A 21,664-nucleotide genomic window follows, 5' to 3' on the forward strand; every position below is an offset into this window, starting at 1 on the left:
GGGAATCCAGGAAATCAGGCGGCGCGGCGCAGCGATTCGGTCAGCGATTCAATGCTGGCGGCCTTGGGTTTGACCAGCCAGAACTTGCCCACGTAATCGCGGAATTCGTCCAGGATCTGCTGGGCCCAGATGCTGCCGGTGAGCTCGCGGTGGCGGCTGATCAGCGTGTGCAGGTGCTGGCGGTGGTTTTCGAAGCCTTCGGCCGAAATGCGGTGGATGTCGATCAGTTCGTGGTTGTAGCGGTCCACGAAGTCGCGGTCGATATCCAGCACGTAGGCCAGCCCGCCGGTGAAGCCGGCACCAAAGTTCAGCCCCACCTTGCCCAGCACCAGTACGATGCCGTCGGTCATGTATTCGCAGCAGTGGTCGCCGGCGCCTTCGATGACCGCCAGCGCGCCGGAGTTGCGCACGCCGAAGCGTTCGCCCGCGCGGCCGGCGGCGAACAGCTCACCGCCGGTGGCGCCGTACAGGCAGGTGTTGCCGATGATGGCGGTGTTGCGCGCTTCGAAGCGTGCGCCGCGCGGCGGGCGTACCACCAGGCGGCCACCGGCCATGCCCTTGCCCACGTAATCGTTGGCTTCGCCTTCCACTTCCAGCTGCAGGCCGCCCACGTTGAACGCGCCGAAGCTCTGCCCGGCGGTGCCACGGAAGCGCAGGGTCAGCGGCGCATCGCTCATGCCCTGGTTGCCATGCGCGCGTGCGATGGCGCCGGACAGGCGGGTGCCGATGGAGCGGTCGGTGTTGTGGATCAGGAAGCGGTGTTCGCCGCCCAGCTTGCCGGCAATGGCCGGGGCCAGCAGGCCATCCATCTGCGTGGCCAGGCTGTCCGGCGATTCGTACAGGCGCTGCGCGGCGCAGTGGCTGCCGCCGTACTGGGCCGGGTTGAGCAGGCGCGACAGATCCACCTTGACGCCCGGGCGCGGGGCGACGTCCAGCTGCTGCAGCAGGTCGGTGCGGCCCACGATCTCGTCCAGCGAGCGCGCGCCCAGGTAGGACAGCCAGCCGCGCACTTCCTCGGCCAGCAGCCGGAAGAAGTTCTCCACGCGCTCGGGCAGGCCGGTGAAATACTGCGCGCGCAGGCGCTCGTCCTGGGTGGCCACGCCGGTGGCGCAGTTGTTGAGGTGGCAGATGCGCAGGTACTTGCAGCCCAGCACGATCATCGGCGCGGTGCCGAAGCCGAAACTGTCCGCGCCCAGCAGCGCGGCCTTGATCACGTCCAGCCCGGTCTTCAGGCCGCCATCGGTCTGCAGCAGGGTGCGCCCGCGCAGGTCATTGGCCACCAGCGCCTGGTGCGATTCGGCCACGCCCAGTTCCCACGGCACGCCGGCGTAGCGGATCGAGCTGACCGGGCTGGCACCGGTGCCGCCATCATGGCCGGACACGGTGATCAGGTCCGCACCGGCCTTGACCACGCCGGCGGCGATGGTGCCCACGCCGGCATGCGACACCAGCTTCACCGACACCAGTGCATCGGGGTTGACCTGCTTGAGGTCGTAGATGAGCTGGGCCAGGTCTTCGATCGAATAGATGTCGTGGTGCGGCGGCGGCGAGATCAGGCCGATGCCCGGCTTGGCATAACGCAGCCGTGCGATCAGTTCGTTGACCTTGTGCCCGGGCAGCTGCCCGCCTTCGCCGGGCTTGGCGCCCTGGGCCACCTTGATCTGCAGTACTTCGGCGTTGACCAGATACTCGGCGGTCACGCCGAAGCGGCCCGAGGCCACCTGCTTGATCTTGCTGCGCTTGTTGGTGCCGTAGCGCACCGGATCTTCGCCACCCTCACCGGAATTGCTGCGCCCACCCAGCCGGTTCATGGCGATGGCCAGCGCTTCATGCGCTTCGGGCGACAACGCACCCAGGCTGATCGCGGCGGTGTCGAAGCGGCGGAACAGGTCTTCGGCCGGCGCCACCTCGTCCAGCGGGGTCGGCGTGGGGGCGGCCTTGAGCTGCAGCAGGTCGCGCAGCGCCGACACCGGCCGGCCATGCACCGCCTCGCAGTAGCGCTGCCAGTCGGCGGCATCCCCGCTGCGCGCGGCGCGCTGCAGGGTCATGACCACGTCGGGGTTGTACATGTGGTATTCGCCACCGTGCACGTACTTGAGCACGCCGCCCACCTCCGGGCGCAGCAGGTCGTTCCAGGCGCGCACGGTAAGCTCGCGCGCCTCGTCGTCCAGCCGCGCGAAGCCCACGCCGGCCACGCGCGAGGGCGTTTCCGGGAAGCACAGGTCGACCACTTCGTCGTCAAGGCCGACGATCTCGAACAGCTGCGCGCCGCGGTAACTGGCCACGGTACAGATGCCCATCTTGGAGATGATCTTGGACAGGCCCTTGTAGATGCCCTTGCGATAGCTGCGACCGATCTGCGACTGCTCGCCGCCCTTCTTCAGCTGCAGGATGCCGCGCCGGCCCAGGTCGAACAGGGTCTGGTAGGCCAGGTACGGGTACACCGCCGTGGCGCCGAAGCCGAGCAGGCAGGCCATGTGGTGCGGGTCGCGCGCGGTGCCGGTTTCCAGGATCAGGTTGACGTCGCAGCGCAGCCCGGCGTTGGACAGGTGGTGGTGCACCGCACTGGTGGCCAGCAGCGCATGCACCATCGGCCGGTCCGCCACCGGGTAACGGTCGCTGAGCAGCAGCATGACGATGCCTTCGCGCGCGGCCGCTTCGGCTTCGGCGCAGATGCGCTCGATGCCGGCCTTCAGCCCTTCGTCCAGGCTGTAGGAGAGGTCGATGAGCCGGTTGCGGTCCACGTACTGCGGCATCTTGATCAGCTGGCGCAGCTTGCGCTGGCTGAGCACCGGCGAATTGAGGATGACGTGGTTCACCGTCTCCGCGCCGGCATGGAAGATGTTGGTCTCCTTGCCGAGCTGGGTGGTGAGCGACATCACGCAGTCTTCCCGCAACGGATCGATCGGCGGGTTGGTGACCTGTGCGAAGGCCTGGCGGAAATAGTCGTACAGCGGCCGGCTCTGCTGGCTGAGCACGGCCATCGGGGTGTCATCGCCCATCGACCCGGTGGCTTCCTGCTCGGTCTCGGCCAGTGGGCGCAGGATCTGCTCCACTTCCTCGGTGCTGAGCTGGAACAGCTTGTGGTAACTGCGCAGGGTGCGTTCGTCGAACGGCTCTTCCACCAGCGACGGGTCGATCAGCTCGGTCTGCAGGTAGGTCACGCCCTGCTGCAGCCATTGCTTGTACGGCGCGCGGCCACGGTTGATGCGGTCGATGGCATCCGAATCCAGCAGGTCGCCGCGCTTGAGGTCGATGGCCATCATCTCGCCCGGGCCCAGCTTGCCCTTGCGCACCACGCGTTCGGCCGGCACTTCCCACACGCCCGCTTCGGACGCCACCAGGAAGTGGCGGTCGGAGGTGAGCATCCAGCGCGCGGGGCGCAGCCCGTTGCGGTCCAACGTGCAGGCGGCATAGCGGCCATCGCAGGCGACGATGCCGGCCGGGCCGTCCCACGGTTCGCTGTTGAGGCCGTAGAACTCGTAGAACGCAGCCAGGTCGGCGTCCTTGAACTCCAGTGACTGGGTCGCTGGCGGCACCAGGATGCGCAGCGCCTGGATCAGTTCCATGCCGGCGCTGACCATCAGCTCCAGCATATTGTCCAGGCTCTGCGAATCCGAGCCGTGCATGGAGATCACCGGGTTGAATTCGCCGATGTCGAAGCGCGGGGTCTTCCACACCTTGCTGCGCGCCTGCGCCCAGCGCCGGTTGCCTTCGATGGTGTTGATCTCGCCGTTATGGGCGAGCATGCGGAACGGGTGCGCCAGCGGCCAGCGCGGCAGCGTGTTGGTGGAGAAGCGCTGGTGGAAGACGATGGCGCTGGAGGCCAGGTCGTTGCGCTGCAGGTCCGGGTAGAACCGGCTCAGCTTGTCCGGCAGCACCATGCCCTTGTAGCTGATCGCGTTGGGGCTGAGCGTGGTGACGTAATAATCGGCATGTTCGCGCAGCTGCTGTTCGCTGCGGCGGCGGGCCAGGAACAGCGCCAGGGTGAAGGCGGCTTCGTCCTGGCCATGGCCGGCATCGACGAATACCTGTTCGATGTGGGGCAGGGTATCGCGGGCCAGCTGGCCGCACACGCTCGGATCGGTCGGCACCACGCGCCAGCCAAGCGGCTGGCAGCCGGCATCGCGCAGTTGCTGTTCGAGGGTGTCGCGGCAGGCCTGGGCGGCGGCATCGTCGTGCGGCAGGAACACCACGCCGGCCGCATGCAGTTTCCCGAGGACGATGCCGGCTTCGGCGGCCAGTGCCTGCAGGAACGCTTCGGGGCGGCGCAGCAACAGGCCGCAGCCGTCACCGGTGACACCGTCTGCGGCAACACCGCCGCGGTGGGTCATGCGCGACAGCGCCGCAATCGCGGTGTCGACCAGCAGCCGTGACGGCTGGTCATCCAGTTGCGCCACCATGCCGAAACCACAGGCATCGCGTTCGTCTTGTGGGTCGTAAAGCCCTTGGCGGTTGCGGGGGGCCATCTCTGCCTCAAAGTCGGGTGAGCGGCGACACTCGTCCCCGCTCAATCCGTTGAGCGCATCTGGAGGCACCGGATGCTTCGACTAGATCACAGTTGCTGCAACGCCGCAATACACGGTTGCACGCGCAACCAAACCCCTCGAAAACCCGCGTCCGGTGCGCCCAATTCAGCCGCAGCGCAGGCCGGTGACCACGCCCTTTTCGTCGACTTCGATGTTCAGCCGCTCGCCGACGAATTCCATGGTGGTCATGTCGTCCGGCTTGAGCACGCGCAGCTGGCGCGCGCTGGCATCCTGCTGCGCCTGCGCACCGATGGCATCGCTGTAGGGCTGGCCGACCAGGCTCTGCACCTGGTTGGCATCGCAGTTGCCGACCGGCGGTGCCTCGGTGGCCTTGGCCGTGGTGTCGGCGGGCGCCGCAGCGACCTCTTCGGCGGCCTTCTGCGCGTGGGTACCCGCTGCTTCCTGTTCGTCCATCGGCGGGGCCTTGCAGGCGCCCAGCAACAGCAGGGTGGGGACCAGGGCGGCAGCCAGGATCGTGGGGCCAAACGGGCGGCGGAAGGAGAAGGACGACATCGAGACTCCGGAGTTCCAGGCGGTAAACCGTGGAGCATATCGTCAAGGCGGGTGTGAGGTGTTTGTGTTGCGTTATTGACGCGGCGCCGTCGCGCCACCCACCACACTGCAGGCCCGTTCCGTCGCCCTGCTTCCATGCCCGCACGCCTTGCCACCCCCGAAGCCACCGCAGCCCGCGACGCCGGCCTGCGCTATGTCACCGACGAGCTGCCCGGCATCGCCCGCCGCCGCGCCGGCAAGGGCTTCAGCTACCGCGACGCCGACGGTCACGCGGTCCGCGACGCTGCCACCCTGGCCCGGATCCGCTCGCTGGCGATCCCCCCCGCATACACCGATGTGTGGATCTGCGCGCTGGCCAACGGCCACCTGCAGGCGACCGGGCGCGATGCCCGCCGGCGCAAGCAGTACCGCTACCACCCGGACTGGGCGCGGGTGCGCGGCGATGGCAAGTTCGACCGGGTCATCGCCTTCGGCGAGGCGCTTCCGGCGCTGCGCCGCCGCCTTCGCCGCGATCTCAAGCTGCCCGGCTTCCCGCAGGACAAGGTGCTGGCGATCGTGGTCGCGCTGCTGGCCGAAACCCTGGTCCGCGTGGGCAACCCCGAGTACGCCCGCGACAACCGCTCCTACGGCCTGACCACCCTGCGCAACCGCCACCTCGAACTGGTCAAGGGCGGGCGTGCGCGCATGCGCTTCCGTGGCAAGTCGGGCCAGCAGCATGAGGTGGACATCGACGACACGCGGCTGGTGGGCCTGATCAAGGGCTGCCAGCAGCTGCCGGGGCAGGCCCTGTTCCAGTACCGGGATGATGACGGCGCGCTGCAGCCGGTCGATTCGGGCCAGGTCAACGCCTACCTGCGCGATGCGATGGGCACCGATTTCAGCGCCAAGGACTTCCGCACCTGGGGTGGCACGGTGGCCGCGCTGCGCCATTTCGCTGCAACGGCGCTGCCGGAGACGCCCAGCGAGCGCGCGCTGGCCGCGCTGCAGAAGGAAGTGGTGTGCGAGGTGGCCACCCTGCTGGGCAACACCCCCTCGGTGTGCCGCAAGGCCTACATCGATCCCAGCGTGTTCGACGGCTGGCGCAGCGGGTCGCTGGCGCGGTTGGCCGGCCTGCGCGGCGAGCGGCAATGGGAGCAGGCGACGCTGAAGTTCCTGCGCAGCGCGCGGCGCACGGTGAAGAAGGCCAAGGCCGGGACCGCGCGCTGAGGGCGCGATCCCGGCCAGGACATCAGCCGCAGTAGATGGCGGTGATGTTGTTGGTGCGGCCGGTCTCGATGGTCAGGCGTTCGCCACCGCTCTCCGCGCCCGGGCTGGGGTTGGCCGCGCCGCTGGCGGTGGGGCCACTTTCGGTGCGCTGGCCACGCAGCACGTTCACCTGCAGGCTGTCGCTGTCCACGCGGGCGCGCTCGACGGTGGCAGCCGAGGCGGCCAGGCCCACGGCGCCACGCACCTTGTCGACATGGCACTGGCCGGAGATGACGCCGTCGATCGGCTGCACCTGCGCCACCGGCGTGCTGCTGCAGGCGGAGAGAAGGGTCACGGCGGCAACGGCAAGCAGGGGACGAAACATGGGGCGGCTCCAACGGGGATTCTGGTGCCCACGATGCCGCTGGGTGCGTATGCGGCGGATGAAGCCGTACACGTCATGGCGACATGCAATTCACCGTATGCGACCGGCCCGGCGGCCACACTGCCCTTGCCTCGCCCTCCACCCGCATCGAGGCGAATGCTACGAAGGAGTTGACCATGGCCACGGCCAAGAAAACCCGTAAACGTACTACCACCGCCGCGACCTCCGCCGAGTCCAAGGCAACGCGCACGCGCACCCCGGTGGTGAAGACCGCTACCCGCAAGGCCGCCGCCACCGATCCGCGCGCCGCGCGCGTGGCCGCCCGCCAGCGCCGCCTTCAGGACCAGGAAAAGGCCAAGGACGCGCGCGCCGCGGCGAAAAAGGCCAGCAAGAAAGCCACGAAGAAGGCCACCCAGGCCGGCAGCCGCAAGCAGCCTGAAACCATGCCGGCGCAGCACATTGCCAAGCCGGGCAACGAACACGAACTGGATCTGGCCCCGCGCTTCCTGGCGCCGGATTACGTCGGCAGCGGCAAGCTCAAGGGCAAGCGCGCCATCATCACCGGCGCCGATTCCGGTATCGGCCGCGCGGTGGCCGTGCTGTTCGCGCGCGAGGGCGCCGATGTCGCCGTCCTGCATCTGGACGAACACGACGACGCCGAGGTGACCCGCCAGCACGTGGACGCCGAAGGCACCCGCTGCGTGGTGATCGCCGGTGACGTGCGCGATCCCAGGTTCTGCAACAAGGCCGTCAAGCAGGTAGCCAAGGCGTTCGGCGGCATCGACATCCTGGTCAATAATGCCGCGTTCCAGCTCCACTGCGAACGCCTGGAAGACCTGGAAGACGAACACCTTCAGGAAACCCTGCAGACCAACATCGGCGGCTACATCCAGATGGCGCGCGCGGTACTGCCGCACCTGGAAGAGGGCGACTGCATCATCAACACCGGTTCGGAAACCGGGTTGTTCGGCAGCAAGGCGCTGATCGATTATTCGTCCACCAAGGGCGCCATCCATGCATTCACCAAGGCGCTGGCCAGCCAACTGCTGCCGCGCGGCATCCGCGTCAACGCGGTCGCCCCCGGCCCGGTATGGACCCCGCTCAATCCGGCCGACAAGCAGGCGCCGGACGTCGCCGAATTTGGCAAGGGCAGCGACATGGGCCGGCCGGCACAGCCGGAGGAACTGTCGCCGGCCTATGTCTTCCTGGCGTCGCCGATCACCGCCAGCTACATCAGCGGGGTGATCCTGCCGGTGATGGGCGGTCCGAAGGGGTAAAGGCCAGGCCGAAGGGAACGACATGCGACGCGGCGGCTTCCGCATTACCGTTCGTCGGCTGCGACCGTCCGGCACTTGACGACACCTGTAGTCACGGGCATGGTGACGACACGTGTAGTCAACGGAGTGTGCCATGCGCGGCAAGACCATCGGGGACCAGGAACTGGCCCTGCTGCAGTACATAGCGGAACAGGAGGACGCCAGCGTCGGCGAAGTGGCGGCCGGCTTCGGCGAGGAGCGTGGCCTGGCCCGCTCGACCGTGCTGACCATGATGGAGCGCCTGCGGGGCAAGGCGTATCTCCAGCGCCAGCAGGTCGAGGGCGTGTACCGCTACTCCGCCACCGGCGAGCAGGACAGCGTGGTGCAGGGCGCAGTGGCGAGCTTCGTGGAGAAGACGCTGCAGGGCTCGGTGTCACCCTTCGTCGCGTTCATGTCGCACAAGGCCGAGGTCAGCGACAGCGAACTGGCCGAACTGGAAGCGCTGGTCGCACAGCTGCAATCACGCAAGCGGGAGGGCTGACCGATGGACACCCTGATGATGGAACTGCTGACCCGCCTGGCCTGGACTTCCGTGCAGAGTGGCGTGCTGGTGGCACTGGTGTGGGGCGTGTGCCGGCTGCTGCCGCGGCTGCCCGCCGCCACGCGCTGCCGCCTGTGGTGGCTGGTGGCCCTGCAGGCCGTGCTGGGGCTCGTATGGAGCAGCCCGCTCGAACTGGCGGTACTGCCGGCGCCGGGCATCGACAACGTCACCCTGGTGGCCCAGCCGATGGCGCAGGCGCCGACGACGCTGGCCCCGATGGCAATCGATACCCTGACCGCCGCGCCGACCGCTGCGTCGCTGTCCTGGCAGAGCGTGGTGTTCGCGCTGTGGGCGGCAGGCGTGCTGTTGATGATGGTGCATAGCCTGCGTGCCTACCGGCAGAGCCGCGCGCTGGTCCGCCATGCGGTGCCCTGCACCGACGCCGGGCTGCAGCAGGCGCTGCAGTTGGCCGCCGAAGCGCATGGGCTTGCCCGCGCGCCACAGCTGAAGCTGTCCGCGCAGATTCGTTCGCCGCAGCTGATCGGCCCGTGGAACCCGGTGCTGCTGCTGCCCGCACGTGAACTGCCGGCGATGGCCGCCGATGACCTGGACATGGCGCTGACCCATGAGCTGGTCCACCTGCAGCGCCGCGACCTGTGGTTCGGGCTGCTGCCCGCGCTGGCGCAGCACCTGCTGTTCTTCCACCCGCTGCTGCACGTGGCCGTGCGCGAATACGCGCTGGCCCGGGAAGAGGCGTGCGACAGCGCGGTGGTGGCCGGGCACGGGCATTGCCGCCACGACTACGGCCGCCTCCTGGTGCAGCTGGGCGTGGCCCCGCGACCGGCGGTGGGCGTGGCCAGTGCCTCGCCCAACTTCCGCAGCCTCAAGCGCCGCCTGCTGACCCTTCAACAGACGGGCAGTTTCCCGCGCGTGGCCTCGCTGACGATCACCGCGCTGTTCGTGGTCATCGGCGTGGCGCCGATGCGGCTGGTGGCTGCCGTTCCGCCGCCGCCGCCAGCACCCCCGGTGCTGGCCGCTCCGGCTGCACCTGCTGCCCCTGCGGTTCCCGCCGCACCGGCTGTGCCGGCGGCCGTCGCCGCGCCAGCGGCCCCGGCGGTGCCACGTCCGGCCACTGCACCGCGTGCACCGGCGCCCCCGGCCGCACCCGCACCGCCGCCGCACCCGGACAGTGTGAGCAGCAGCACCAGCACCAGTACCACCACCATCACCCACGGTCGTCTGGACCTCTCGCACCAGCCGCGCCAAGCCTTCGTGCTGATGGGCGGCGGCGACAACTTCGTCGATGCCTCGATGGCCGACCTCAAGCAGGCACAGCGTGATGTGCAGGGTCGCGACCCGGCGCTGTGGGTGCGCGTCGGCAACGAGCGTTACCTCGTGCGTGATCCGGCGCTGCTGCAGTCGCTGTCCAAAGCCCAGCAGCAGGTGGCCAGGCTGGGCGAGCAGCAGGGCGCGCTGGGCGACCGCATGGGCGCACTGGGCGAGCAGCAGGGTGAGCTGGGCGAGCGCATTGCCGAGGTGGCGATGCGCGCCAGCCGCGATGCGATGGAGTCGATGGACGCAGCGGAAATGGCCAACAATGCCGCGCGTACCACGAAGGGCGATGCAGCGCTGGCCGAACGCGCCGCGCAGCGCGCCAAGGCGGACGCGGCGGCAGCGGTGGACCACCGCCGCATCGCCGAGATTGCCCGCCAGCAGGCCGAACTGGCCCGCCAGCAGTCAGGCCTGGCGCAGCAGCAGAGCATCGCCTCGGCCCAGATCGCCCGCGACGTGCGCAAGGCGTTCGACAAGGCACTGGCTGATGGCACCGTGCAGCGCCTGAGGTAACGGTGATGCCCGGGCGTATGCCCGGGCACCCCGTCGCCGGTCAATTACAACCGATGCGCTCAATCTTGTTGTCTGCGTCCACGTTGATCGTCAACCGATCTTCGCGGAAGTCCATGGTGACGGCCATGCCCGGCTTCACCACGCGCGCGTTCTTTGCACCGCTGGCGGCCACCGCCTTCTTGACCAGCGCTTCGGTCGCCTTCTGTCCATTGAACTGCTCGAGAACGTCGGGATTGCACTTCATGGTGCCTCCATCAGCGACATGCGGCACCGGGTCGACCACGGCCGGATCGGTGCTGCTCTTGGGCGGGGTGCTGCACGCGGTCAGCGGCAGGGCACAAGCAAGCAACAGCAGGGACATACGCATGGCCAGTCTCCGTGAGCGGGTAAGTGCGGCCAGCTTGCACCGCCGCGGCTGCACGGGGTGTCAACGGCCCGCTCAGCTGCGGACGGGGCCGCCTTCCAGCGCCAGGGTTTCCCGCTCGCGCCGCTCCTCGGCCACCAACCGCTGCATCAGCAGCGACAGCGTCACCACGTCCTGGTGGTTGTGCTCGGCCACCCGGCGCAGGTTCACCGCGCTGCCACCGCGCAGGTAGTTCAGCCACGCCGTCGGCGCTTCGGAACCGGGCAGGTCGTCTTCGCGCACGATCTGCAGCAGCTGGCGCTCGATGGTGGCCAGCCGGCAGTTCTCCCAGGTGCCGCGGTAGCGGCGGCGGGTGGGGAACAGCAGGTCCACGTGGTCCAGCGGGGTGATCGGGCAGCGCTGGCGGGCCAGCCGGTAGCGGGTCTTCAGCAGCGGTGCGTCGTAGCAGCGGCCGTTGTAGCTGGAAAACACCGTGGTGGGCTGCAGCCAGCGCGCGAACTCGGCCAGCATCGCGGTCTCGGCGGCCATGGTGGTCATCAGCAGCTGGCGGATGCGCAGGCCGTCGCCGCGCGCGGCATCGCGGTGCCAGTCGGCCGCGCCGATCATGAAGGCACGGGTGCCGGTGCCGCCGGCCAGGCCGGTGGTTTCGGTATCGAAGAACATCAGGTCCTGCGGCTGCACCTGTTCGCCGTCGCGTTTGGCAAAGGCCAGCGACAGCGGCTGGGTCGGGATGGCCTGCGGCAGGAACGATTCGATCAGGAACAGGCCCGGTGCGATCTCCTCACCCGGCACATGCCGATCCTGTGCGCTCGCGCGCGGTCGTGCCGCCGCCGTACCGCGATCACGCAGCCCCAGCAGCCGGTGCAGGCCACCCACATCGGGCCTGCGCAGCGGTGGCGGTGCCGGCACGGGGGCGCTCTCACCGGTCGGCTTGTGGCGGATTTCCTGCTCCACCCAGGCGAACACCGAGTCGGGCGCAGCGCGTCGCGCCTGTGCATCATTGGCGGCCACCGGCACCGCGGTTGCGGGTACGGCGGCGGGCTCGGCGGTTGCCGGGCGCGGCGTAGCGTCACCGGCCTGGCGCCGCAGCAGGCGCAGCTTGTCCAGGCTCAGGCTCAAAACGGCACCACCTCGGCCTCGTGCTGCGCACGTGCGCTGGCAGCCGGCAGCGCCTGTTCGTCAAACAGCGCCAGTACCTTCAAGGCCAGCGCCTTGGGCGTGGTGGCATCGTCTTCCTGGCCGGCCAGCACCGGGCCCACGCAGGCCGGGCAACCGGCCTTGCAGTCGCAGCGCTGCACCAGTTCCTGCGCGCGTTGCAGCAGCTCGGCCTGGCGCAGCCACAGCGGCTCGCTCAAGCCCACGCCGCCGGGGAAGTTGTCGTACAGGTACACGGTGGGCACGAACTGCTGCTGCAGTTCGATGGCGCTGGCATCGAACTCGGCGCCACGCAGCTGGCCGCGACCGCTCTGGTCGGCAACTGCAAACCACGCGCCGTCGCCATTGCCCACCGCCTTCTGCAGGTCGCGCGCATCGGCCATCACCGCCACCGTGGCGACGATGTGCAGCGCGTAGGCCGCACCCAGGAAGCCATCCAGTGCTTCCTGTTTCGAATCGAACGCGGTCAGCAGCAGCCCCTGCGGCAGCTGCCACCACACCGCGGTGGTGTGCAGTTCCTGGTCGGGCAGGTTGACCGGCCCATAGCCGATGTTTTCGTGGGTGTAGTAGCGGATCTTCTTGTAGCCGGCCACGCGCCGCACCACGTGCACTTCGCCGTGGTGCGAATCGCCCTGGCCGGCCATGCAGCCGTCGAAGCGGTCCAGCACCTTGAGCTTGGTGAAGTCGATGCTGTCGGTGTAGTAGTCCACGTGGGTGCGGGTGACGTAGGCCTTGCGGCCTTCCCAGTCGAGACGTTCCACCTGGTACGGGGTGGACTGCACCATGTGGATGGCGCCTTCGTACAGGGTCAGCGCGGCGGCGGAGTAATCCACCTCGGCAATGATCTGCTGCTTGCCGTCGCTGCGGTCCACCACCACGAAGTTGCCGTCGGCCACCGAGCGCAGGCTCACCGCGTTGGCCGGGTAGCTGTCGGCGATCCACTCCCAGCGGTCGCCTTCGCGGTGCACCACCTCGGTTTCGGCCAGCGCTTCGAGGAACACCAGCGGATCGATCGGCCCGAACGGGTCGCCGGCCAGGAACGGCAGCTCGAAGGCGGCGCAGCGGATGTGGTCGAACAGGATCAGCGGCTGGTCCGGGGCGGTGCGCGCGTGTTCGGGCGAGGCCTCGGCGAAGAAGTCCGGGTGCCGCACCACGTACTGGTCCAGCGGCTGCGAGCTGGCCACCAGCACGCCAAGGGCGGGCTGCTGGCGTCGGCCGGCGCGGCCAAAGCGCTGCCAGGTGGCGGCCACGCTGCCGGGGTAGCCGTTGAGCACCACCACGTCCAGGCTGCCGATATCCACGCCCAGTTCCAGCGCCGAGGTGCTGACGATGCCGTCGATGTTGCCGGCGCGCATGGCGCGCTCGGTCTCGCGGCGTTCGGTGGGCAGGTAGCCGCCACGGTAGGCGCGGATGCGTGGGGGCTTGCGCGGGTCGTGGTCGAAGATGTCCTTCAGGTACTTGGTGAGTACTTCGACCATCAACCGGCTCTGCGCGAAGATCAGCGTCTTCAGCCCGGATTTGATCGCGATGCGGGCGATGCGGTTGCTCTGCGAACGCGCCGAGGCCCGCAGGCCCAGGTCGGCATTGACCACCGGCGGGTTCCACAGCAGCACGTGCTTGGGCCCGGTCGGTGCGCCGGATTCGGTGATGGCGGTGACCGGTGCCTCGATCAGCGCTTCGGCATGCGCCTGCGGGTTGCCGATGGTGGCCGAGCACAGGATGAACTGCGGCGACACGCCGTAGAAGGCGCAGATCCGCTTGAGCCGGCGCAGCACGTTGGTGACATGGCTGCCGAATACGCCGCGGTAGGTGTGCACCTCATCGATCACCACATAGCGCAGGTTCTCGAAGAACTGCGCCCACTTGGTGTGATGCGGCAGGATGGCCTGGTGCAGCATGTCCGGGTTGGAGACCACGATGTCGCCGTGCAGGCGGATCGCCTGGCGCGCGTCACCGGGGGTGTCGCCGTCGAACGTGAACGCCTTGACCCCCAGGTCGCCGGCGCGGTTGAGCTCCAGCAGCTCGGCCACCTGGTCCTGGGCCAACGCCTTGGTTGGGAACAGGTACAGCGCCTTGGCCTTGCCCTGCATGGCGGCGCTGACCACCGGCAGGGTGTAGCACAGCGACTTGCCGCTGGCGGTGGGGGTGACGATGGCCACGTGCTCACCCCGCTGGGTGGCCTCCCATGCTTCGGCCTGGTGGCTGTACAGCTGCTCGATGCCCCGCGCCTTCAGCGCGGCGGTCAGCGCGGCCGGCACATCCGCCGGGATGGGCGCATAGCGGCCTTCGCGGCCCGGGATCGTGAAACTGCCGGTGATGCGGTCGGCGTAGCGCTGCTGCAGCCGCGCGGTGAGCAGCGCGCCGTTGCGCGAGGGCAGCCCGTCGGTGGTCGCGAGGCGGCGCTCGGCATCTTCGGTGCGCTTGGCGAGTTCGTAGGCCATGGGTACAACGGTCTGCAAAGGACGCCATGGAAGCACAATCGCGTCTCAGCGGTTGAGACATCGCCGGCCGGGCGGGTGAATGATTCAGCGCCTGCGCTGCGGTCGGGCACGGGCAACGAAATCTGAAGGCGGTCTTCGTACGCTGCGCGCTGGACGCTGCTGACAGGACGACACGTGGCATTACCCACAGGGATGGCAACAACGACAATGATCGCCGGGCTGCTGCTGGCGAACGGGGCCCAGGCCCAGCAGGATCGCGGCGAACCCGCCGACAGCGCGGACGCCCGCGTCACCACGCTGGGCGAGGTGCGCGCGCTCAAGCCCGAGGACGACGTGCCAGTGGACCTGTATCGCTTCAAATCCCCGGTGCAGCCCGAACCCAACGCGTTCAACCGCGTCTGGCACGAACCCCCCTCGCTGGAGGAGGTGGGCATGCGCGGCGGCTATTTGATGATGGGCATCAACTACGGCATCGCAAAAACCGCCCAGGGGCTGCATACCCTGACCCGCGCCCCGGACCCGATCCAGTCCGCCATCGCGCGCCCGCCGCCGCAGCTGGACGCGGCCCAGCAGCGCCGCGCGATGAAATTCTGTGAGGTGGAGGCGGAGTGTGACCCCGCGTCGGCAAAATGAGCGGCTTCAGCCAGTTCATGAGCAATGGTTGTATTATTCCCAAGTAATGATTAATTGGGAGGCTGGCATGATGCAGACAGTACAACTCGCCACCGCGAGGGAACTTGCCGCTGCCGGCAGTGTTCACGACACCCTCTTGGTGGGTCAGGCTGGCGGATATGCCGTCACGTTCAAACTTGGGATCGGAGAACGTGCACTGGCCACCAAGGCTGGGGCCACCCGCCTGTTCGCTGGACTCGATGCCGCCGTACGCGTGCTTCGCAGAGAGCTCGGCATCAACCGGTACCACGTTGATGCAAGTGGCTATTCCGAACCCGAGGAACGGCGTCGGCGACCGGATCGGACTGCAGCGCTGAAGCAAAGCCATGAGGACGCGGCGTATGCCGAGTTTCTGCGCGAAGGTGCAGCAAAGGCGCTGGCTGACACCCGGCCGCCGCTTTCGAGCGCGGACGCAAAGGCGCACATGGACGACATCAAAGCCAGGCACCTGGCCCAGCTGGATGAAATGATGAGGCGGAAGGACCGGAAGAGGTGAGCGTCCTGTGGACACCTTCGGCACTGGAGGATCGCCAGCGACTTCTTGATGCGGCATTCGCCCGCGCGATGGACTACGAAGATCCTGCGATCTACCGCGCCTCGTTGGAAGCGGACGCGAACATGGAGCAGGAGGCTGATGCCCTGGACGGCGTGGCCACTTGGCGACAGGGACCTCTAAAGGGCACACGCCTCTACGTATGCAGAAGCACGCGCCATCTTCTTGTATACACGCGCGAAGGTAACGATGTGCGGATCATCTCGTTGGCGCCCGCTGCTTCTGACTGGAAGCGTTCAACCTGAGGCGGGCCGTCGACGCCGCTCGAGCCACCACATCATGCCGGCGACGGCGATGAAGGCGAGGAGCCACGGCCAGCGCGGGCCGGGGACGCTGTCGGGCGTTCCGCTCGAGGTGGCATTCGTTTCAGCCAGGCGATTCGCAGTGGCGGCGCGCAGCTGCTGGCGGTACAGCGGTTGCGCGGTGGCCGGGTCGAATACGTAGAACGCCTGCACGGTGTCGCCGTGCTGGAGCTGGTGCCACCCGGGCTGCTGCGGCCAGTAGCCGGCGCACTGCTGGCTGCCGCTGGCCGGATCGACCTGCAGGGCGACCGTATGGCCTTCGGCGTCGCGGACGCGGGTGCCGTTGGGTACCTCGCACAGGGTCACGCGCTCGCCCGACCAGGGCGTTGCTGTCTGCAGGCGGATGGCAGGCGCACCCGGCAGCGCGCGCGCGACCTTGGACAACACGCCCGACCACAGCTCGGCGTAGCGGTCGTCGCGGCCGGACAGGACCAGCCGGTAGCTGTCGGTAACCGGGAGCAGGGCGATGCGGCCGCGACCGACGCTGCGCCAGCCGCCCACGGCGTTGCCCTTGGCGTCGAGCAGCAACGCCTCTGAATCGGTCACCCCCGCGTCGAACCGCTCCAGCGCGGGCGGCGTGGCGCTATGTGATGCGGCGTCGGCTTCGTCCATCCACGCGGTGCTGTCGGTGGACGGGCGCTGCGGGCCGCGCCGTGCCCGTAGCAGCGCCGCTTCCGGATCGGCCGGCAGCTGCAGCGGTGCTGCGCGGGTGCCGGCGCTCACCGGCAGGCCCCAATTGCGCAGCGCCTGGCGGGTAGCGTCGTTGAGCGGGCCGCTGCTGCGCACCACCACGCCCAGCCCATCGCACAGTGCCTGCTGCACCAGCGTGCGTTGCGCCGCACTCAGTGCCGCCAGACTGCGTTCGTCGAGCACCAGCACGTCGGTGGCGGCCAGACGTGCAGTGCTCAGGGCAACCGGCGCATCGCCCAGCATCACCCCGCCACCGGCGTTGGCCTGGGCCTGCACGGCCAGGCGGGTATCGCTGGCCCAGCGACGCAGGTACTTCAGTTCCGGGCCGGGTGCGCCGGCGAGGATCAGCACGCGCGGTGGGGCTGCGGCCACGGTCTGCTGCGGCACCGGAAGGCTGTCCACCGCGTGCTGCTTGGCGTCGAGCAGGCGCAGGGTGAATTCACTGCGCCCTGCGGCGCGCGCGCTGCCGTGCAGGCGCACATTGCCCTGCGCGTCCAGCGGTGCGCGGTCGACCACCATGCCAGCCGGGTCGAGCAGTTCGGCCCGCGCCCCGTCGACACCGCCGGCACGTGCGGCAACCTCGAACAGCGCGCCGGGTGCGGTGACCGACGGCGGCTGGAGATCCAGCCAACCGCGGGGCGCGGCAGGGGATTGCACCGTTACCCGCAGCGGCAACGCGGTATCGCGATCGCGCGCGGACAGTCCATCGCCGACCAGCAGCAGCGACGTGCTGCCCGGATGCTGGCGCAACGCGGTGGCCAGATCGGGGGCACGTACGGCGCCTGCATTGGGCGTTGCCTCGGGCAGCGCGATCATGTTTGCACCGGCGGGCACGGTGCCTGCCGATGCGGCATTGCCGGTCAGTACGGTGAGCTGGCCGGCTTCCACGCTGCGCTGTGGTGGTACGAGCGTGAAGTAGAGCAGGAGGGCGGACAGTGCCTGCAACACCAGCAATGCGGTGCGTCTGGGTGAAGGCAGCCCCGCACGGCGTGGCTCTACGCGGAGGATGCGTACGCTGCCTGCGAGGGTGATCAGGGCCAAGGCGATGGCGATCCATAGGGCCATGCTCATCGCGCGCCCTCCAGGGCATCCAGGTAGCGCTGCGCCATCGGGTCCGGCGCGCTGCGCCGTTCCAACTGCGGCAATGGTCGCTGCAACGCGCGCCACAGTTGTGCGCGCAATGTGGTGCGGCAGGGTGCACAGTCCGGTGTGAGGCGCAGTTCTTCGACTGCCGCCGCGAGACTGAGGGGGTCGGACAGTCGCGATTGATGGCGGCCCAGCCACTGGCTCAGCGCGTCGAGGTCCGGCGTTGTGCGGGTGTCGGCCAACTGCTGCCAGACCGCCACGATGGCGGGATCGGGCGCGTCCACGGGGGTAATGGTGGAGGAGCGGCTGCCGAGATCGGTGCGGTCGCCGGTCATGCGACGGCTTTCGTCGATGGGCGGCAGCTCGGGCCCGACCCGGGCCAGATAGATGCGCTCGGCCTGCTGCACCTGTTTGATGAAGGCCAGTGCCTTGTTGGCGAACGGCAGCGCGCGCTCGGGGCGGCCCTGGCGCAGTTCACCTTCCGATGACCACATCTGGTCCAGCGCGGCCTTCAGGATCGCGCGGGTCTGCGGATCGAGCAGGGTGGCTGCTTCGGCATGGTCGTGGGTGTGGCCGTACTCGGAGAGCACGTCGGTGGCGGCGCCGAATGTCGGCGCGCCGTCGGCCTTGGCCGGGGCATGGTCGTGGTCGTCATGACCCGTCTGGGCAGTGGCAGTCTCGTGATCGTGCTCGTCAGCATGACCGTCGGCAGGCACGTCGCTGGTGGGCAGGCTGTCACTGGTCGGCGGCGGCTTGGCGCCCCCTTCGCTTTCCTCACCCAGGAACTGCCCATAGCGCAGGCGCAGAATGCGCTGGTCCACGCCGATCGCATCGGAGCGCTTCACGAATTCGTCGGCCGGCAGCTGGCGGCGCAGTTTGATCAGTGCTTCGGCGTCGATGATGATCTGGCGCTGGCTGCGGAAGTAGGCTGGCAGGGTTTTCTTGACCATGCCCTCCATATCCGTGCCCAGTACCTGTTCTTCGCTGGGCAGGCGCAGGATCAGGCTGGTGCTTTGCGCGGTCTGTGCGGTGGGCGTGTGGTTGTCGCGCACCTGCAGCTGCGCGATCACATCGTTGCCCGGTCCGGCGCCGAGTGCAGCCAGGTCCAGCGTGCGCGCGAAGCGGCGCTGGGTGGCCGGGCCGGTGCCGGCCAGCGCGATGCGCTGCTCACGGAAGGTGATGTTCTCCCCGCTGCCCTGGGCCAGGGTCAGGTGCAGTTCGGCGCTTGCCGCCACACCGAAGTCATCGCTGGCCTCGAACTGCAGGGTCCATTGGCGCTGGCCGGGCGTGGCCAGGACCAGGGTGCGGTCCGGTGCGATCACGCGGACACTCGGCGGGCGGTCGGGCACCACATCCAGGCGATACAGCTTGGGTGCGGTCAGCGCCGGCTCGGTGACGATGCGGTACAGCGTGGGCCTGGCCGCCTTCCACTGCGCCACCCACGCCTCACCATCGCGGCGCAGCGCAATGCGGGTGCCGTCATGCAGCTGCAATGCGGCCTGCGTGGGCTGTGCGCTGAAACGCAGCGACCAGTCCAGCACGCTGCCCTGCACTACCTTGGCGTCCAGTGCGGTCTGGGTGCGCAGTGCCTGGCCGGTGTAGGCCGGTGCCTGGATCTGCAACCGGGAGGACTGCAGGCTGGGCGGTTGGGCCGGGCTGGCGGTAGGCGTCGCACGGCCGGGAAGGCCCGGCAGCGGTGCGCCCGGTGCAGGCCAGCCTGCGGCGAGCACGGCCACCAGCATTCCGCCACACCACGACACGGCCAGCCAGCGCTTCGGCCAAGCGGTGCGCAGGTCCGGCGGCGCGGCCTGCAGCGCGGCAGTGACGCGTGCCTGCTGGCGTTGCTGCAGGGGATTGAGTGCGGCGGTATCGGCGAACAGCAGATCGGCGCTGTCCTGCGCGATGGCATGCGTGTCCAGCTGGCGCACCAGCCAGTGCCGGTCCAGCCGTCGCGCGCGCCAGGTGGCCGTACCTGCGACGACCAGCAGGGCTGCCAGCAGCACGATAGAGCCGATGTTGATGCCCGCCACGCGCGCGGCGATGGCGGTTAGGGCCAGCGCCAGTGGCACCCGCAGCAATGCGGTGATCCACCACCGCCGGCGACGCGCGCGCTGCCATGCCTGGTGAACGCAGTTCATGCGCTTGCCCCGCGTCGCGGTGCGGTGGCCATCCAGCGCTCCAGGGCGAACAGCAGCACGATCACCGCCAGCAGCCAGGTTGCCAGATCACGCGGCTGTGCCAGCGGCGGGCTGGCACCGGTCAGCGGCGCCTGCACGGCAGCCGGCGCCAGTTGCGGCGACGGCAGCGGCCGCACCTGCTCCAGCAGGCGGCGCGGGAACGACGGTTCGCGCACGATCGGCAGTGCATCGGGTGACAGCGCGGCAGTGAAGCGCAGCACCTGTCCGCGACCGAGGGCATGGCGCATGACCGCAGCCTTGCCGCTGGCATCCTGCAGCACCGTCGTACCGGTACCGGTGGCCGCCTTGGTCGAAACGGTCAACACGCTGCCGCCATCGTGCACCCAGGCCTGCCAAGCGGCCGGCAGTGGCGCATCGGCCAGCCACACGCCGACCTGACCTTGTTCCGGCACGGCATCGGTAGCGAGCGGCGCCGACAGCGGCTGCCCGCTCCACGCGCGCTGCAGGGCATCGAGCACACCCCGTTTGGACGGTTCCTGGTCATCGCCGCTGACGCGCAGCTGCGGCGCGCTGTCCTGCACCGGCGCGCCCACCGGCATCGCCACCGGCCGCCAGTTCACCGCACGCGACAACCGTGGCCGCTCGCCGTCGAGCCCGCGCATCGGATCGGGGACGTACACCGTTAATGCCGTGCCCTCAGGCAGGGTTTGATCCAGCTCGCGCAGCAGGCTCGAAAGCGGCTGCTGGCCGGCCGGGGCAGTGTCCTGCAGCGGCGGGAATCCGGGCGCCAGCCAGCGACCCTCGCTGCCTGCGGGCAGCGTGGGCGGGCTCAGTCCCGGCGCCACCACCACCCATGGTGGCGTCTGCACCGGCGCGCCGTGCAGCAGCGGCCGGGCCAGCAGTACGGCCAGCGCGGCAAGCAGCAACAGGCGCACCAGCAGCAGCGGCCATTCGTCGAAGCGGATCCGCTGGCGCGGGCGGGCCTTCGCGCGCAGCCAGCGCAGCGCGGCGAACTCCAGCGGCGCGTAGTGGTGGCGGCGCGCCAGATGGATCAGCAACGGCACCAGCAGTGACGCCAACGCCAGCAGGCCCAGTGGGAACAGCAGCGACAGGCTCATCGCGCGCTCCCCGCCAGCAGCCGCAGCGGCGCGTCCAGCGGCTGGTCGGTATGGGTCACCACATGGGCAACGCCGCCGCGCTGCAACCGTGCCTGCAGCACGCGCTGCGCCTCGGCGAAGCGGGCCAGGTACGCGTCGCGGATCGCGCGGCCATCACCCAGCAGCTCTTCACCCGTTTCCGGATCGCGAAAGCGGTGGCCGTCCTGGAACGGGAAATCACGCTCGTCGGCGGTCAGGATCTGCAGTTGCACCACATCGCGGCGGGCGGCGGCCAACCGCTCCAGCAGCACGGTGCCGGCGTCGTCGAAGCCATCCCCCAGCGCCACCAGCATGTCGTTGGCCTGTACGCGTTCCCAGACCGGGCGCAGTGCGTCCGCAGCGGGCCATGCGCCACGCGCACGCAGGCGGTGCAGCAGCAGGTGGATGCGGTCGCGCTGGCGCGCACCACTGCCGGCTGGCACCAGCTGCACGCCGTCGCCGTTGATGGCGACCAGGCCGAAGCGGTCCCCCTGCTGCAGCGCCAGTTCCACGATGCAGGCCGCGGTGGCGCAGGCATGGTCCAGCCGCGACAGCGCGGGGCGTGCACGGTCGGCCTGCCCGGCCGATGCCGTGGCATCGACGAGGATCCAGATCGTGACCGGACTTTCGCGCTCGGACTCGCGCACGAAGAAGCGGTCCGAGCGGGCGTACAGCTTCCAGTCGATCTGGCGCAGTTCGTCACCGGGCTCGTAGGCACGGTACTGCGCGAATTCCAAACCGGCGCCACGGCTGCGGCTGGCATGCTGGCCGATGCCCTGCGCGCCAATCGCACGCCGCGGCAACAGCCGCAGCGCCTTGAGGCGGCTGCGGACATCGGCGGGGATGGCGATCGGGGCGTGCGGGCTCACGGCG

At 69.2% G+C, this 21,664-nt stretch carries 17 protein-coding genes; 7 read left to right on the forward strand and 10 right to left on the reverse strand.

The window, feature by feature from the left end:
• Positions 1-14: 14 nt before the first annotated feature.
• Together gltB and BAY15_RS01055 are read right to left on the reverse strand one after the other, a co-directional pair.
• Positions 15-4,469 carry a glutamate synthase large subunit gene (gene gltB, locus BAY15_RS01050; protein ID WP_068848168.1) on the reverse strand — a complete coding sequence of 1,485 codons (4,455 nt, stop codon included), beginning with the start codon at positions 4,467-4,469 and terminating at the stop codon, positions 15-17.
• Between the two features lie 165 nt (positions 4,470-4,634).
• A complete protein-coding gene (locus BAY15_RS01055; protein WP_068848170.1) occupies positions 4,635-5,042 on the reverse strand; it encodes an I78 family peptidase inhibitor in 408 nt (135 codons plus the stop codon).
• 135 nt (positions 5,043-5,177) lie between these two features.
• Between BAY15_RS01055 and BAY15_RS01060 the strand changes: the two genes are divergently transcribed.
• A complete protein-coding gene (locus BAY15_RS01060) occupies positions 5,178-6,248 on the forward strand; it encodes a DNA topoisomerase IB (protein ID WP_068848172.1) in 1,071 nt (356 codons plus the stop codon).
• A gap of 22 nt (positions 6,249-6,270) precedes the next feature.
• Here BAY15_RS01060 and BAY15_RS01065 read toward each other — a convergent pair whose 3' ends face one another.
• Positions 6,271-6,612 carry a hypothetical protein gene (locus tag BAY15_RS01065; RefSeq protein ID WP_068848174.1) on the reverse strand — a complete coding sequence of 114 codons (342 nt, stop codon included), beginning with the start codon at positions 6,610-6,612 and terminating at the stop codon, positions 6,271-6,273.
• A gap of 176 nt (positions 6,613-6,788) precedes the next feature.
• Here BAY15_RS01065 and BAY15_RS01070 point away from each other — a divergent pair, with 176 nt between their 5' ends.
• The 3 genes from BAY15_RS01070 to BAY15_RS01080 all read left to right on the forward strand — a co-directional run bounded on the left by BAY15_RS01070 (position 6,789) and on the right by BAY15_RS01080 (position 10,254).
• A complete protein-coding gene (locus BAY15_RS01070) occupies positions 6,789-7,889 on the forward strand; it encodes an SDR family oxidoreductase (RefSeq protein ID WP_068854484.1) in 1,101 nt (366 codons plus the stop codon).
• A gap of 133 nt (positions 7,890-8,022) precedes the next feature.
• On the forward strand, positions 8,023-8,409 hold the full coding sequence (locus BAY15_RS01075; protein ID WP_068848176.1) for a BlaI/MecI/CopY family transcriptional regulator: 387 nt from the start codon (positions 8,023-8,025) through the stop codon (positions 8,407-8,409).
• A 3-nt stretch (positions 8,410-8,412) separates the two neighbouring features.
• Positions 8,413-10,254 (forward strand): M56 family metallopeptidase, encoded by a 1,842-nt coding sequence (locus BAY15_RS01080; protein ID WP_068848178.1) that lies wholly within the window; start codon positions 8,413-8,415, stop codon positions 10,252-10,254.
• A gap of 40 nt (positions 10,255-10,294) precedes the next feature.
• Here BAY15_RS01080 and BAY15_RS01085 read toward each other — a convergent pair whose 3' ends face one another.
• The 3 genes from BAY15_RS01085 to BAY15_RS01095 all read right to left on the reverse strand — a co-directional run bounded on the left by BAY15_RS01085 (position 10,295) and on the right by BAY15_RS01095 (position 14,214).
• Positions 10,295-10,621, reverse strand: a complete 327-nt coding sequence (locus BAY15_RS01085; RefSeq protein ID WP_068848180.1) for an I78 family peptidase inhibitor — start codon at positions 10,619-10,621, stop codon at positions 10,295-10,297.
• Positions 10,622-10,693: 72 nt separating this feature from the next.
• Positions 10,694-11,737, reverse strand: coding sequence for a ribonuclease H-like domain-containing protein (locus BAY15_RS01090; RefSeq protein WP_068848182.1), 1,044 nt, complete (start codon positions 11,735-11,737; stop codon positions 10,694-10,696).
• The gene (locus BAY15_RS01095; RefSeq protein ID WP_068848184.1) at positions 11,734-14,214 is read right to left on the reverse strand and encodes a DEAD/DEAH box helicase; all 2,481 of its coding nucleotides are present in this window, start codon (positions 14,212-14,214) and stop codon (positions 11,734-11,736) included. Before BAY15_RS01095 ends, BAY15_RS01090 begins: the two co-directional genes overlap by 4 nt.
• Before the next feature lie 207 nt (positions 14,215-14,421).
• On the opposite strand from BAY15_RS01095, the gene BAY15_RS01100 reads away from it, so the two are divergent.
• The 3 genes from BAY15_RS01100 (at position 14,422) to BAY15_RS01110 (ending at position 15,684) form a co-directional block, all read left to right on the forward strand.
• On the forward strand, positions 14,422-14,847 hold the full coding sequence (locus BAY15_RS01100; protein ID WP_237334298.1) for a hypothetical protein: 426 nt from the start codon (positions 14,422-14,424) through the stop codon (positions 14,845-14,847).
• A 67-nt stretch (positions 14,848-14,914) separates the two neighbouring features.
• The gene (locus BAY15_RS01105) at positions 14,915-15,382 is read left to right on the forward strand and encodes a hypothetical protein (RefSeq protein ID WP_068848187.1); all 468 of its coding nucleotides are present in this window, start codon (positions 14,915-14,917) and stop codon (positions 15,380-15,382) included.
• Positions 15,379-15,684 carry a type II toxin-antitoxin system RelE/ParE family toxin gene (locus BAY15_RS01110; RefSeq protein ID WP_068848189.1) on the forward strand — a complete coding sequence of 102 codons (306 nt, stop codon included), beginning with the start codon at positions 15,379-15,381 and terminating at the stop codon, positions 15,682-15,684. The genes BAY15_RS01105 and BAY15_RS01110 overlap by 4 nt, the downstream gene beginning before the upstream one ends.
• Here the strand turns inward: BAY15_RS01110 and BAY15_RS01115 are convergent.
• From BAY15_RS01115 to BAY15_RS01130, 4 genes are read right to left on the reverse strand one after another with little or no spacing between them, the layout of a single operon-like run.
• On the reverse strand, positions 15,676-17,502 hold the full coding sequence (locus BAY15_RS01115) for a hypothetical protein (protein WP_068848191.1): 1,827 nt from the start codon (positions 17,500-17,502) through the stop codon (positions 15,676-15,678). The two genes, BAY15_RS01110 and BAY15_RS01115, sit on opposite strands and share 9 nt — an antisense overlap.
• Positions 17,499-19,655 (reverse strand): hypothetical protein, encoded by a 2,157-nt coding sequence (locus BAY15_RS01120; protein ID WP_068848193.1) that lies wholly within the window; start codon positions 19,653-19,655, stop codon positions 17,499-17,501. The genes BAY15_RS01115 and BAY15_RS01120 overlap by 4 nt, the downstream gene beginning before the upstream one ends.
• A complete protein-coding gene (locus tag BAY15_RS01125; protein WP_335743683.1) occupies positions 19,652-20,773 on the reverse strand; it encodes a BatA domain-containing protein in 1,122 nt (373 codons plus the stop codon). The genes BAY15_RS01120 and BAY15_RS01125 overlap by 4 nt, the downstream gene beginning before the upstream one ends.
• Positions 20,770-21,660, reverse strand: a complete 891-nt coding sequence (locus BAY15_RS01130; protein ID WP_068848195.1) for a DUF58 domain-containing protein — start codon at positions 21,658-21,660, stop codon at positions 20,770-20,772. The genes BAY15_RS01125 and BAY15_RS01130 overlap by 4 nt, the downstream gene beginning before the upstream one ends.
• Positions 21,661-21,664: the final 4 nt, after the last annotated feature.

The organism is Stenotrophomonas rhizophila (assembly GCF_001704155.1).
Lineage (GTDB): Bacteria > Pseudomonadota > Gammaproteobacteria > Xanthomonadales > Xanthomonadaceae > Stenotrophomonas > Stenotrophomonas rhizophila_A.